Source organism: Clostridium sp. DFI.5.61, assembly GCF_024462915.1.
Lineage (GTDB): Bacteria > Bacillota > Clostridia > Oscillospirales > Oscillospiraceae > Lawsonibacter > Lawsonibacter asaccharolyticus.
In genome coordinates, this window is the sequence record NZ_JANGBZ010000005.1 from 95,187 (window position 1) to 108,444 (window position 13,258).

The window sequence follows — 13,258 nt, forward strand, 5'->3', positions numbered from 1 at the left end:
ATAATAGTTTGTAAGTTTTTCTGCAAAGGAGGGGTCTCCCCATGGCCCACATCAACCAAAACTATCTGAAGCTGCCCGGCAGCTACCTCTTCTCCGAGGTCAACCGCCGGATCACCGCCTACTCCGCCTCCCACCCCGGCGCCAAGATCATCCGGCTGTCCATCGGCGACGTGACCCGCCCCCTGGCCCCTGCTGTCATCGAGGCTATGCACCAGGCCGTCACCGAGATGGGCACCTTCGAGGGCTTCCACGGCTATGGCCCGGAGCAGGGCTACGACTTCCTGCGGGAGGCCATTGCCCAGCACGACTACGCCGCCCGGGGCGTGGACATCAAGCCGGAGGAGATCTTTGTCTCCGACGGCGCCAAGAGCGACTGCGGCAACATTGGCGACATCTTCGGTCTGGACAACGTGGTGGCGGTGTGCGACCCGGTGTACCCTGTCTATGTCGATACCAACGCCATGGCCGGCCGGGCCGGTGACTACCAGGAGGAGCTGGGCCGATGGAACAAGCTGGTCTACATGCCCTGTGTGGAGGAGAACGGCTTTACCCCTGTTCCCCCTCGTGAGAAGGTGGACATCATCTACCTCTGCTTCCCCAACAACCCCACCGGCGCGGTAGCCACCCGGGAGCAGCTGAAGGCGTGGGTGGACTACGCCAACGCCAACGGCTCCGTCATCCTCTACGACTCCGCCTATGAGGCTTTCATCTGCGAGGAGGATGTCCCCCACAGCATCTTTGAGATCGAGGGTGCCCGAACCTGTGCCATCGAGTTCCGCTCCTTCTCCAAGACTGCCGGCTTCACCGGCAACCGCTGCGCCTACACCGTGGTCCCCATGGAGCTGGAGCGGGACGGTGCCAAGCTGAACAGCCTGTGGAACCGCCGCCAGTGCACCAAGTTCAACGGGGTCCCCTATGTGGTCCAGCGGGGCGCCGCCGCCATCTACACCCCCGAGGGCAGGGAGCAGACCCGCGCCTCCATCGACTACTACCGCAAAAACGCCCAGGTCATCCGGGAGGGCCTCACCTCTGCCGGGCTCCAGGTGTTCGGCGGGGTCAACGCTCCCTATATCTGGCTCAAGACCTCCGGCGGTATGGGGTCCTGGGACTTCTTTGATCTGCTGCTGGATCAGGCCAATGTGGCCACCACCCCCGGCGCCGGCTTCGGCCCCAGCGGTGAGGGCTACGTCCGCCTCACCGCCTTTGGCGACGCCGCCGCCACAGTGGAAGCCGTGGAGCGGGTGAAGGCCGCTGTCCGCAAGTGATCCATTCCCCGTGCCCCTGGCACGGGGAATTTTTTCCTGCCCGGAGGGAGCGTTCCCTTTGGAGCGGCAGAGGACGACTTCCCCCTTTCATCCCGTTAATGAAAGCAAAAAGGGATAAATCACAATTTTAAGTGGGTGGTGTCATGAAAAAGGTAACACCAGTTTTGATGGCAATCGTATTCTGCGCTTTGCTGCTCGCAGGGTGCAGTATTTCTTCTCAAAGCAGGCAAGGGCAGCCGCTAGCAGTCTATTCTTTTAGCGGGGAAAATGAATTTATTTCTGTTTCAAATGGGGTCATCGTTTTAGACGCTGAAGAAGATATCTGTTATGGCGGTAATTTGGAAACAAGAAAAGATAAGTTTACGGATATTGCTTCATACTCAGCTACCATTTATCTTACATCAGATGGTGAAGAGAATATTTTAATGTCCAATAGAGTTGAAGATAAAACAGGAGGCGCAATAAATATTTCCGAGGATATAGGAAAAATAACCGGGGACATTCTTATCCCTGATGATATTGATAATTTAGTTGATGGTCTTTGGTTTGAGCTGAAAACAGTTGATCTGGATGGAGAGGAAAACACATATCATCTGCAATTAGAAGTGATTGAGATCACTAGAGCGAATGATAATTCGCCTTCTGCTTATTGACCCGTGTGACCTGGAGCAGATCCCCCTCATCTGAATGGACGCGGGGAGGGTTTCTGTCCTGAAGACCGGTCCATAGGGGAAAAGGGTACAGGGCGTGGACGGCTTGACTTTCCCCCCGCCTCAGGATACAATCGAGTTGTTTCCCAAACTCTACCCTCTCCCCTGTTACTGCTCAGACTTTCCGGGCATCCTAGCAGGGCGCCCCGGCTGCGGGGCCTGGCACAACAGGACACAGCAGGAGGTCTGCCCCATGAAACAGTTCAAGTTCCCACATATCGGGATGCGCACCACTAAGACCGCCGTGGCAGTGATGCTCTCCTACCTGATCTTTGTCCCTTTCGGCCTCCTCTATAACGAGAGCTACCCTGGGGTGCTGGCCTATGTGGGCCCCACCTATTCCTGCATCGCCTGCATCGTGTGCATGCAGAGCTCCCTGGAGCAGACCCTCCAGGTTGGGCTCTCCCGCTTTGTGGGGGTGTTCATCGGTGCCATCCTGGGGGTGGCTATGCTGCTCCTGGAGCCCCTGCTGTCCCACTGGGTGGGCATCGTCCTGATGCTGGGAGCCGCCTGTGTGTGCGGGATCTGGCTTTGCATGCTCTTCAACCGGCCCGCGGCCTGCGGCATGGCCTGTATCCTCCCCTGCGTCATGCTCATTTCCGGTGACGTGTCCGGCATCCAGCGCTACTACTACGCCGCCGCCCGGGTGTCGGAGACTGTGGTGGGAGTAACGGTGGCCTTCCTCATCAACTCCCTGCTCCCCACCAGAAATCCACAGCCCCAGGATAAGTGACAGGCTGAACTCCTTGTCAGCAAGAACCCACCAAAAAAGAACAGGCCCGCGCGTCCGCAGAACACTGCAGGCGCGCGGGCTCGTTTTTCACTCCAGGTCCACCGGATAGCGCTCAGTGAAGCAGCCGTCACAGAAGCCGCAGGCCGCCTTGGGGGCCAGCTGGTGCAGGTCCTCCAGAGGCAGATAGCCCAAGCTGTCCGCCCCGGCGATCTCCCGGATCTCCTCTAGGGAATGCTGGCAGGCGATGAGCCGTTCCCGGTCCGGGATATCGGTTCCAAAGTAGCATGGGGCGATGAAGGGGGGCGCGGACACCCGGATGTGGACCTCCTTCGCCCCGGCCTCCCGCAGCAGGTTGGTGATCTGGCGGCAGGTGGTTCCCCGGACGATGGAGTCGTCGATCATCACCACCCGCCTGCCCTCCACCTCACTGCGCAGGGCAGACAGCTTGATGCGCACCGCCTGCTCCCGGCTGGTCTGGTCTGGAGTGATGAAAGTGCGGCCCACGTAGCGGTTTTTCACAAAGCCCACCCCGTAGGGGATGCCGCTCTCCTGGGCATAGCCCCGGGCGGCGTCCAGCCCGGAGTCGGGCACCCCCACCACCAGGTCGGCCTCCACCGGATGGCGGCGGGCCAGCAGACGGCCGGCATTCATCCGGGCCTCGTGGACCGACTGCCCGGCGATCACCGAGTCGGGCCGGGCGAAGTAGATATATTCGAAGATGCACATGTGGGACTGGCCCCTGCAGTTGTCTCGGATGGAGCGCACCTGCCCCTCCTCCACCACCACGATCTCTCCTGGGTCCAGTTCCCGCTCCAGGGTGCCCCCCACGCTCTCGATGGCGCAGGACTCAGAGGCGAACAGCACCGCCTTCCCCTTCCGGCCCATGCACAGGGGGCGGAAGCCCCAGGGGTCCCGGCAGGCGATGAGCTTACGGGGGGACATGACGATCAGGGAGAACGCCCCTCTCAGCTCCCCCACAGCCCGGCACACCGCGTCCTCCACACTGGGCCCGTGGAGCCGGGCCTGGGCAATGGCGTAGGCAATGAGCTCCGAGTCGCTGGTGGTGTGGAAGATGGCCCCCTGGTACTCGAACCGGGCCCGCAGCCGGTCCACGTCCACCAGATTGCCGTTGTGGACCACCGCCAGCGTTCCCTTCACATACTTGATGGTCAGGGGCTGGGCGTTCTCCCGCGCCCCAGCGCCGGTGGTGGCGTAGCGCACATGGCCCACCGCCATGGTCCCATTCAGGCGCTGAAGGGTCTCCCGGTCGAAGACCTCGCTGACCAGCCCCACGTCCTTATAAAAGGACTGCTCCCGGTCATTGATAGCCGCGATGCCGCAGGCCTCCTGCCCCCGGTGTTGGAGGGCGTACAGCCCGTAATAGGTGGTCTGGGCGCAGCTGCCCTCCGGGTCATAGATCCCGAATACACCGCACTCCTCGTGGAGCCCCTGCTCCAGCCGGATGTCTTCCATACTCACGATATTCTCCGCCCCTTTCGACTCCGGCGCCTCGCGTGCCCCGGGAAAAAGATAGTTTATTATAGCGCCCCCCGCTCCGACCATCAAGGACAGGATCTCAAATATTTTTACAAAATCCCTGCTCTTTCTCGTATATTTTGCAGAATTTTTCAGATAATATGGAGGAAGGGAGAGAAATTTCATGGATCACGATCAGCAGTTTTTGTCTTTCATTCATAAAAACGCGGCTATGGGGGTGAGCGCCATCCCCCAGGTGCTGTCCCTGCCCCAGAGCCGGGCCATGGGCCAGGCCCTGAACAGCCAGCTCCAGGAATACCGGACCATCGCCGCCCAGTCACAGGCCTATGCCCGGAAGCATGGTGCCCGGCTCCATACCCCGGGTCTGGCTGTCCGGGCCATGTCCGGTGCCATGCTCAAGGCCCGCACTGCCGCCGACCACACCACCTCCAAGCTGGCTCAGCTGATGATCCAGGGGAGCACCATGGGCACTGTGGAGATGACCCGGCGCATCCACCAGTACACCGGCAAGGCGGACCCGGAGCTGCTGGCCCTGGGCAGCCGCCTGCTGCACACCGAGGAACAGAACATCCAGCAGATGAAGCGGTTCCTTTAAGCTCCGCCCTGGCGCGGCACAAAAAGCGGGAGGCCGATGGCTCGGCCCCCCGCTTCCGCTAGTGAAAAATCTCCCCCAGAGGGGGCCCCAAAGAGTTCTGTCGTCCGTGGAAGACAGGATCAAATCAAAAAGCATTATTTCCCGGGACATGCTTCTGGAAAATGACACCTCTCATGACAGATGAGGCGGCTTTTTCCTGCAAAAATAGGCCTCATCTGTCATGCAGCCCTTCGTCGCAAAAGACCCGACGGCCTTTTGCGACAATTTGAGCCCCGGGACCATGTGGTCCCGGGGCCGGATTGCTCACTTATCTTCCAGCAGCTTGTTCAGCTCCCGCATGAAGGTGTTGATGTCCTTGAACTGGCGGTAGACGGAGGCAAAGCGCACATAGGAGACCTCGTCCACTTTTTTCAGCCGCTCCATCACCAGCTCTCCGATCTCGGCGGAGCTAACCTCCCGCTCCATCTCGTTCTGGAGGGTCTGCTCGATCTCGTTGACGATCTCCTCCATGGTGCTGAAGGAGACCGGCCGCTTTTCACAGGCCCGGATCAGGCCGTTCATCACCTTGTTCCGGTCAAAGCTCTGGCGGCTGCCGTCCTTTTTGACCACCATCAGGGGCAGGCTCTCCATGGTCTCGTAGGTGGTGAAGCGCTTATGGCAGGACAGACACTCCCGGCGGCGGCGGATGCTGGCTCCCTCGTCCGCGGGACGGGAGTCCACCACCTTGCTCTCCAGATAGGCGCAGAAGGGGCATTTCATCTCGATTCCTCCATTCTGTGGTTGCCCGGCTGCCGCGGGCATGTGTTTTCTCCGCTATTATACCATCCCGGCCCAGCCTTGAACAGCCTGTTTTTTCCTGTTTCGGAAAAAATGTCCCCGGCGGCACAGGCCGCCGGGGACAGGTGGATCTTATCGCAGCTTGTCCAGCCCCAGGCGCAGGCGGCGCAGAGTCTCCTCCCGGCCCAGCACGTGGCAGATCTCCACCGCGCCCCCGGGAGTGACCGCCTTTCCGGCGGCGGCGATGCGCACCGGCCACATGAGGGTGGCGTTCTTCACCGCCAGCTTCTCCGCCAGAGCGATGAGGGCGTCGTGGATGCCCTCCGTGGTCCAGCCGTCCAGCCCCTCCAGGGCGGGGATGGCGGCCTCCAGCATGGCCCGGGCCACTTCCGGGTCGGTCTTGGACTTCTTGTTGGTGAACAGAGCCCCATCATAGTCAGGCAGGGCATCGAAGAAGTCCACCTTCTCCGGGATGTCAGTGAGCCGCTCACACCGGGCCTGGAGCAGGCCGGCAATCTCCGCCGCGTCCAGCGCCGGGTCTTTCACGCTCTGGCGGATATAGGGCTCTGCCGCCCGGGCAAAGTCCGCCGGCTCCATGGCCCGCAGGTACAGGGCGTTGAAGTGGGTGAGCTTCTCAATATCAAAGATGGCCGGGGACTTGGATACACCCGCCAGATCAAAGGCGGCCACCAGCTCCTCCAGAGAGAATACTTCCTGTTCCGCCAGTTCTCCTCTGGGGGACCAGCCCAGCAGGGCCACATAGTTCAGGATGGCGGGGGTGAGGTAGCCCTGGGCTTTCAGGTCCTCGTAGGAGGGGTCCCCGTGGCGCTTGGACATCTTGTTGTGGGCATCCCGCATCACGGGGGAACAGTGCACATAGGTGGGCACTTCCCAGCCAAAGGCCTGATAGAGCAGATCATACTTAGGAGCAGAGGACAGATACTCGCTGCCCCGGACCACATGGGTGATGCCCATCAGGTGGTCGTCGATGACATTGGCGAAGTTATAGGTGGGCAGGCCGTCCCGCTTGATGAGCACCTGGTCGTCCAGGGTGTCGTTCTCCACGGTGATGTCCCCGAAGATGGCGTCATGGAAGGTAGTGGTCCCGCCGCTGGGGATCTTCTGGCGGATGACGTATGGCTCGCCCGCGTCCACCCGGGCCTGAGCCTCCTCCTGGCTCAGGGCGCGGCAGGGGTCCGAAGCCCGGTCGAACTGGCCGGAGTCCTCTTCCGACTCGGTCTTTTCACAGAAGCAGTAGTAGGCGTGTCCCTTTTCCACCAGCAGCCGGGCGTACTTTCCATAGGTGTCCCGGCGCTGGGTCTGGATATAGGGGGCCACCGGGCCGCCCACGTCGGGGCCCTCGTCGTGGTCCAGCCCGCACTCCGCCAGGGTGCGGTAGATCACCTCTGTGGCACCCTCCACCTGCCGAGTCTGGTCAGTGTCCTCGATGCGCAGGATAAAGGTGCCCTGATGGTGCCGGGCGATGAGCCAGGTGTAAAGGGCGGTGCGCAGATTGCCCACGTGCATATAGCCGGTGGGAGAGGGGGCAAACCGGGTGCGGACCTTCCCCTTTGGGATCTTGGCCTCCATCTCCTCAAAATACTTCATATCCAGAGCCATGTCGTTCCCTCCATCGCGGCAGACGTTCTGCCGTTGTTTTACTGGTATTATAGATGCTTTCCCGCCATTTGGCAAGGGCCGGAACGCAGTCCGGCACCGCTCCTCCCATCCCCCGCCCGCCGGGGCGGTCCGCGAAGCCCGTCCTCTTTGTCTGCTGCTGTGACTCCCATCCCCCGCCCGCCGGGGCGGTCCCCTTTTCCTCTTTTTAGCTGAGAAGCAGTTTTGGAAATGCTCCTTACAAAACAGTCAAGCCGCAGCTGCCCTTATCGGGTAACTGCCAGATAGATCAGAAGTTGTCAGGCTCTATCATTTTGGCCGCGAACTTCAACTGTGACAGTCTGAAATTCCAATAAAGTTTTGTTGGGCGTGTCTGTTTCTTTCGGGGCCTCTCTGCCAGTCACCTCGTAATATTCATCGCTGTACTGTATTTTACTGTCATCAAAGTCTTTTTGGATCGCCTTGACATATTCAAACGGGGTTTCCATTGGCAGCAGACCCATTTCGCGTTGAAGCTGCTGTACCGCCGCCCTCTGCTCCTGTGTCAAAATTTTTTCTTCGTGTTCCATGTGTTCCTCAAATTTCCTTTTATCCATCCAAACGATCTGCTCCACTGGATCAGCGGTGCCGCACGCCAGGATCAAACGGAGAAAATCCTCGAAATTTTTTGCCAGTGGATATACATTCCGATCTGCACAGCTTTCCGGGTCGCAGGCAAATACCATCTCTCCATACTCCGGCAAAAAGCAGTACAGGATACACCCTTCAAATCCTATCGGCTCTGCATTGACAGGGTAGCAAAAATATGGCTCTGTGATCTCGCCATGCTCCAAGCATAAAAGCTCCTTGTCGATCGGCGATGCCATATACTTTTCATAGATCGTTTTCATGGACATACCTCCGCAGCTTTTGATTGCCGCCCTGATTATACCGCAGCCGATTCTGTATGGCAATACGAAACCGCCGCTTCAACCCCAGCGGAGTTTGGAGTTTTAAGATAAACGGACCTCGAACGGGCTGTCGTTGCCTCCGAGCGAAAAATGTGGTATGCTTGGGACCGGCATGCCGCGCTCCCTTGGCTTCGGCATCATTTCCCAGGAAAGGAAGGACCGCCATGGTCATTGATATCCACACCCACACCTTCCCTGACAAGCTTGCGGCCCCCACCATCCGCAAGCTCCAGGGTGCCTGTCATACCCGGGCCTTCACCGACGCCACCAACGCCGGCCTGGCCGCCTCCATGGCCCGGGCGGGCATCGATTGCTCCGTAGTCCTGCCGGTGGCCACCAACCCCCATCAGGTGGCCCATGTCAACGAGAGCGCCGCTCAGATCAACGCCCGGGGCCGCGGGACCGGCATCTACTCCTTCGGCTGCATCCACCCGGACTGTCCGGACCCCAGGGGAGAGCTGGCTCGGATCGCCGCCCTGGGTTTGAAGGGCATCAAGCTCCACCCCGCCTATCAGGCCACCCGGTTCGACGATATCCGCTATCTGCGCATCCTGGACCGGGCCGGCGAGCTGGGGCTCGTGGTCCTCACCCACGCCGGCATCGACATCGGCATCCCCGCCCCCACCTACTGCGACCCGGAGATGGTGCTCCGCGCCCTGGAACAGGTGGGCCCGGTGACCTTGATCCTGGCCCACATGGGAGGCTGGCGCCAGTGGGACCAGGTAGAGGCCCTGCTCCCCCAGTCCAGCGTGCTACTGGATACCGCCTTTTCCTACGGCGACCTCACCCCCCTGGAGGGACACCCTTTTTCGGAGGACCAGCTGCACATGATGGAACAGGAGCAGTTTGTCCGCTTTGTCCGAAAATTTGGGGCCCAGCGCCTCCTCTTCGGCACCGACAGCCCCTGGGGGGACCAATCCGCCGATGTGGCCTCTATCCGCGCCCTGCCCCTCTCCCCAGAAGAGCGGGACGCCATTCTGGGCGGCAACGCCCAGCGCCTGCTGGGGCTGTAGCCACTCGGGGCCTTTTTCTTCCATTCTCCGGAGAGATCCAGGCCGTCAGTACATAAAGCAGCGGGCAAGAAAGCCCGCAGGGAGGTCATCTTGATGAAGCAGTACGAGTACAAATTCATACAGGTCCCTGTGGCCTGGAATACCCAGGGGATCATTTCCCGTCCCCCGAAAGCAGGGTCTACCTTCGATGCCTGTAAGGACGTAATCGAAAACGAGGCAGCAAATGGGTGGCGATTCAAGCAGATCGTGATCCCCTTCTGTGAGGGGCGGGGTGTGGGTCCCGCCCAGTGCTATCAGGTGATCTTTGAACGGGAGATTTCCTGAGGCTCCAAGCAGAGACAAGCAGGTCAGGCCCCGCACCCTACCCATGACACACAAGGAGGTCACCGCCATGGTTGATGTCACAAAGCCCATCGTCAATCCCCGTCTGTCTGAAGCCCTCGCCGCCCTCCACCGGGAGAACACGCCCGCCAACCAGGACCGGGCGCTGAGGGAGCTCATGACCCAGGCCCATCTGCTCGCGCCTGTGGTCCTCACCCCCGCGCCGCCCCCCGCTGTCTCCGGCCAGACTACACTGGAGCAGAACACCGCCATCCAGTTTCAGCTCATCTCCAGCCAGGAGGGCCGTCCCTTCTTTCCCGCCTTCACCAACTGGGGGGAGCTGCGGAAGCTGTGCGGCCCCCGGGACCAGCAGACCCTGGTCCTCACCTTCGACGACTATGCCTCTATGCTCCAGCGGGACAGCCGGGCCGCCGGCTTTGTGGTCGATCCCTTCGGGGACAGCCTCACCCTGGACCGGGAGACGGTGGCCCGCCTGGCCCGGCAGAAGGCAGAGGGCACTCCACCGGTCCGGCAGGTGATTCAGAAGGATACCCGAGTCATGCTGGGGGACCCGGCGGAGTACCCGGAGCGGATGGTGGAGGCCATCTGCTCCGCTGCCCGTGAGCTCCCAGCTGTAAAGGCACTCTACCTGCGCCTGATGGTCCGGGAGGGTGAGATGGAGCCCAGCTATCTGGTGGTAGTGGACCAGGAGGGAGAGCAGGACGCTGTCTTTTCCGCCATTGCCGGGGCCGCCCGCCCTTGGCTGGAGGGAAAAACGGTGGATCTGGTCCCCCGCTCCTCCCGCTTTGGCCAGGACGCCTCCAAGGGAGTCTCCCCCTTCTACGACCGGATCTGAAAAAGCAGACCGCGCGCCGGCTGGCGCGCGGTCTGTCCTTTTTCTTGAAAGCTGTTTCGCTTTACATTCGCTGGATATCCGCTTCCTCCAGGGTCTTGATGCCCCGGGAGGCCAGGGCCTCCGCCGCGGCATTGTTGTCCTCTACCCGGAAGATCATATAGGCGGCTTCGGTCTTGCCCCCCAGGAATGCATACATGTACTCCACGTTGATCCTGGCATCGGTGAGCACCTGGAGCACCTTGTTCAATCCGCCCGGCACGTCAGGGATCGCCACCCCCAGCACGGGGGTGATGTTGTACACATAGCCCGCGTCCTTCAGGACAGTGGCCGTCTTGTACGGGTCGTCCACGATGATGCGGAGGATGCCGAAATCCCGGGTCTCCGCCACCGAGAGGGCCCGCATGTCGATCTTGTTTTGGGAGAGGATACCGGTCATCCCATACAGGGCACCGGGCCTATTCTCCAGGAACACGGAAAGCTGCTTGACGCTCATAACTCTTCCCTCCTGTCAAATCAGTCAGATCTTGCGCTTGTCGATGACACGGACCGCCTTGCCCTCGCTGCGGACGATGGACTTGGGAGCCACCAGGGTGACCTTGGCGGACAGGCCCAGCATGGAGCGCAGGCCGTCCACCAACTCCTTCTGGCGGCGGTCCACCTCGCCCACCTTGTCGGTAAACATCTCCGGGGTCATCTCCACCTGCACGTCCAGGGTGTCGGTGGAGTGGACCCGATCCACGATGATCTGGTAGTTGGCGGGATAACCGTAATTGAGGAGCACCGTCTCGATCTGGGAGGGGAATACGTTGACCCCCCGGATGATGAGCATGTCGTCGGTGCGGCCCCTGGGCTTGGACATCTTCACATGGGTGCGGCCGCAGGGACACTTTTCCCGGGTGAGGGTGCAGATGTCCCGGGTGCGGTAGCGCAGCAGAGGAAACGCCTTCTTTGTGATGGAGGTGAATACCAGCTCGCCCTCGCTGCCCTCGGGCAGCACCTCGCCGGTGTCCGGGTCGATGATCTCAGCGATGAAGTGGTCCTCGTTGATGTGCATCCCTCTCTGGGCGGAGCACTCGAAGGAGACACCGGGGCCGGACAGCTCGGTGAGCCCGTAGATATCATATGCCTTGATGCCCAGGGTATTCTGAATGTCCTGGCGCATCTCCTCGGACCAGGCTTCCGCACCGAATATGCCCGCCTTCAGGGGGATCTCCTCCGGACTCATTCCCATCTCCTTCATGGTCTCGCCGATGTAGGCGGCATAGGAGGGGGTGCAGCACAGGATGGTGGCGTTCAAGTCTTTGATGAACATGATCTGACGCTCGGTGTTGCCCGAGGAGGTGGGGATGGTGAGGCAGCCCACCTTGTGGCTGCCTCCGTTGAGGCCGGGGCCGCCGGTGAACAGTCCGTAGCCGTAGGACACCTGGCACACATCCTCATTGGTGCCCCCCGCAGCCATGATAGCTCGGGCACAGCAGTCCTCCCAGAGATCGATGTCCTCCTGAGTGTAGAAGGCCACCACCCGCTTGCCAGTGGTGCCAGAGGTGGACTGGATGCGGACGCAGTCCTTCAGGGGCATCCCCACCAGTCCGTAGGGGTAAGCGTCCCGCAGGTCAGACTTGGTGAGGAAGGGCAGCTTGTACAGGTCGTCGCTGGACTTGATATCCGCCGGTGTGACCCCCTTCTCCTCCATCTTTTTGCGGTAGTAGGGCACGTTGTCCCACACATGCTGGACCTGCTTTACCAGGCGCTCGTCCTGCCAGGCCTTGATCTGTTCCCGGGACGCAGTCTCGATCTCCGGCTGATAATAGCGTTCCAATGGAATCATCCCTCTCTCGTTTTCATATTTCTTCTCTTTCATGCAAAAAAGAGTCAAAGAAATTCTCGGCTTTTATTTAGGCGATGTCTGCTGCTTTTTCCGAAGCAGTTCCAGCACCGCGATCAGAGCAAAGGAAAACAGGGCGGCACACCCGCTCAACAGGAACATGGCCAGATTTTCCGGCGTGCTCGCATCAAAAAAAGCAATTCCGCACACCAGAGCCACATAGAGGGCAAATGCTCCCCAAAGCCCCAAAAGCCACTCTATGACAATGACAAATTTCATCCATGTCCCCCCTCTGTCCTGATTTTTTATGGACCCCCTGCGATCATCCCAGCTCGTCCAGGCGGGCCATCACATGGGCCAGGCCGTGGGAGATCAGCCCCATGCCCAGCCACTCCGCCAGTCCGGTGCTTCCCGGCTGATAGATATTGTACGGCACAGCGGCCGCATACAGGGTCAAAGCCCCATGCAGGGCGGCTGCCAGCAGGCACACCCAGCCCCAGATCCGCAGCAGATACTTCCAGATCATCCCTGCGTCCCCCCTTCTGTCCGAAAAAGGGGCTCCGGCGGCCGGTCCGGGGGGGTGAGGCGCAGGCCGTACTGGGCCACGTCGTGCCACTCCCCCAGCTTGAATCCCATCCGAGGGTACAGTCCCTGCCGGGTAAAGCCGAAGTGGCGGTGCAGGGCCTCACTGCCCGGGTTGGGCAGTCCCAGCACCCCGTACAGGTTGACCAGCCCCATTTCCCGCAGCTTGGGGATGAGCGCCCCGTAGAGGGCGGTGCCGATCCCCAAGCCCTCCCGACCCCGGCGCACATAGACAGTGAGCTCCGCGTTCCACTGGTAGGCCTCCCGCTCCATGTGGCGGTGGGCGTAGGCATAGCCCAGGATCTCCCCCGCCCGGCAGCACACCAGATAGGGGTAGTGCCGGGAAAATTCCTCCATGCGGCGCCGGAACTCCTCCACCGTGGGCGGGACGCACTCAAAGGTCACCCAGCTCTCCTCCACATATGGGGCATAGATGGACAGCAGCTCCGCCGCGTCCTCCGGCTCTGCCCTGCGGATCTCCAAAGGGACGCGCTCCTCCGCCATCTCTCCGCCCTCC

General features: G+C 60.9%; 16 protein-coding genes. 7 read left to right on the forward strand and 9 right to left on the reverse strand.

What is annotated here, in order from left to right; genetic code table 11:
• Positions 1 to 41: 41 nt before the first annotated feature.
• The 3 genes from NE584_RS04445 to NE584_RS04455 all read left to right on the forward strand — a co-directional run bounded on the left by NE584_RS04445 (position 42) and on the right by NE584_RS04455 (position 2,708).
• Positions 42 to 1,265: an LL-diaminopimelate aminotransferase gene (locus NE584_RS04445; RefSeq protein WP_256181956.1), complete on the forward strand. Its 1,224-nt coding sequence runs from the start codon at positions 42 to 44 to the stop codon at positions 1,263 to 1,265.
• 143 nt (positions 1,266 to 1,408) lie between these two features.
• Positions 1,409 to 1,918 (forward strand): hypothetical protein, encoded by a 510-nt coding sequence (locus NE584_RS04450; protein ID WP_256181957.1) that lies wholly within the window; start codon positions 1,409 to 1,411, stop codon positions 1,916 to 1,918.
• Positions 1,919 to 2,168: 250 nt separating this feature from the next.
• The gene (locus NE584_RS04455) at positions 2,169 to 2,708 is read left to right on the forward strand and encodes an aromatic acid exporter family protein (protein ID WP_050624967.1); all 540 of its coding nucleotides are present in this window, start codon (positions 2,169 to 2,171) and stop codon (positions 2,706 to 2,708) included.
• An 87-nt stretch (positions 2,709 to 2,795) separates the two neighbouring features.
• Here NE584_RS04455 and purF read toward each other — a convergent pair whose 3' ends face one another.
• Positions 2,796 to 4,181 carry an amidophosphoribosyltransferase gene (gene purF, locus NE584_RS04460; RefSeq protein WP_256181973.1) on the reverse strand — a complete coding sequence of 462 codons (1,386 nt, stop codon included), beginning with the start codon at positions 4,179 to 4,181 and terminating at the stop codon, positions 2,796 to 2,798.
• A gap of 187 nt (positions 4,182 to 4,368) precedes the next feature.
• On the opposite strand from purF, the gene NE584_RS04465 reads away from it, so the two are divergent.
• Entirely contained in the window at positions 4,369 to 4,800 is a 432-nt protein-coding gene (locus NE584_RS04465; RefSeq protein WP_050624969.1) for a hypothetical protein, read from the forward strand.
• A 303-nt stretch (positions 4,801 to 5,103) separates the two neighbouring features.
• On the opposite strand, the gene nrdR is transcribed toward NE584_RS04465, so the two are convergent.
• From nrdR to NE584_RS04480, 3 genes are all read right to left on the reverse strand, one after another.
• Positions 5,104 to 5,559, reverse strand: coding sequence for a transcriptional regulator NrdR (gene nrdR / locus NE584_RS04470; RefSeq protein WP_050624970.1), 456 nt, complete (start codon positions 5,557 to 5,559; stop codon positions 5,104 to 5,106).
• A 150-nt stretch (positions 5,560 to 5,709) separates the two neighbouring features.
• The gene (gltX, locus tag NE584_RS04475; RefSeq protein ID WP_108981151.1) at positions 5,710 to 7,197 is read right to left on the reverse strand and encodes a glutamate--tRNA ligase; all 1,488 of its coding nucleotides are present in this window, start codon (positions 7,195 to 7,197) and stop codon (positions 5,710 to 5,712) included.
• Between the two features lie 296 nt (positions 7,198 to 7,493).
• Positions 7,494 to 8,084, reverse strand: coding sequence for a hypothetical protein (locus NE584_RS04480; protein ID WP_256181959.1), 591 nt, complete (start codon positions 8,082 to 8,084; stop codon positions 7,494 to 7,496).
• Positions 8,085 to 8,308: 224 nt separating this feature from the next.
• Here NE584_RS04480 and NE584_RS04485 point away from each other — a divergent pair, with 224 nt between their 5' ends.
• The 3 genes from NE584_RS04485 to NE584_RS04495 all read left to right on the forward strand — a co-directional run bounded on the left by NE584_RS04485 (position 8,309) and on the right by NE584_RS04495 (position 10,334).
• Complete coding sequence (locus NE584_RS04485; RefSeq protein ID WP_108981150.1) at positions 8,309 to 9,157, forward strand: amidohydrolase family protein; 849 nt, start codon at positions 8,309 to 8,311, stop codon at positions 9,155 to 9,157.
• A gap of 93 nt (positions 9,158 to 9,250) precedes the next feature.
• Positions 9,251 to 9,481, forward strand: coding sequence for a DUF4177 domain-containing protein (locus NE584_RS04490; protein WP_256181961.1), 231 nt, complete (start codon positions 9,251 to 9,253; stop codon positions 9,479 to 9,481).
• Between the two features lie 67 nt (positions 9,482 to 9,548).
• On the forward strand, positions 9,549 to 10,334 hold the full coding sequence (locus NE584_RS04495) for an enhanced serine sensitivity protein SseB (protein ID WP_256181962.1): 786 nt from the start codon (positions 9,549 to 9,551) through the stop codon (positions 10,332 to 10,334).
• A gap of 61 nt (positions 10,335 to 10,395) precedes the next feature.
• Here the strand turns inward: NE584_RS04495 and NE584_RS04500 are convergent, their stop codons facing one another.
• The 5 genes from NE584_RS04500 to NE584_RS04520 form a co-directional block, all read right to left on the reverse strand.
• A complete protein-coding gene (locus NE584_RS04500) occupies positions 10,396 to 10,827 on the reverse strand; it encodes an acetolactate synthase (protein WP_050624976.1) in 432 nt (143 codons plus the stop codon).
• A 24-nt stretch (positions 10,828 to 10,851) separates the two neighbouring features.
• Positions 10,852 to 12,153, reverse strand: coding sequence for a phenylacetate--CoA ligase family protein (locus tag NE584_RS04505; protein WP_050624977.1), 1,302 nt, complete (start codon positions 12,151 to 12,153; stop codon positions 10,852 to 10,854).
• A gap of 72 nt (positions 12,154 to 12,225) precedes the next feature.
• Positions 12,226 to 12,438 (reverse strand): hypothetical protein, encoded by a 213-nt coding sequence (locus NE584_RS04510; protein WP_050624978.1) that lies wholly within the window; start codon positions 12,436 to 12,438, stop codon positions 12,226 to 12,228.
• Between the two features lie 43 nt (positions 12,439 to 12,481).
• Positions 12,482 to 12,685: a hypothetical protein gene (locus NE584_RS04515; protein WP_050624979.1), complete on the reverse strand. Its 204-nt coding sequence runs from the start codon at positions 12,683 to 12,685 to the stop codon at positions 12,482 to 12,484.
• Positions 12,682 to 13,245 (reverse strand): GNAT family N-acetyltransferase, encoded by a 564-nt coding sequence (locus NE584_RS04520; RefSeq protein ID WP_050624980.1) that lies wholly within the window; start codon positions 13,243 to 13,245, stop codon positions 12,682 to 12,684. The genes NE584_RS04515 and NE584_RS04520 overlap by 4 nt, the downstream gene beginning before the upstream one ends.
• Between the last annotated feature and the right edge of the window lie 13 nt (positions 13,246 to 13,258).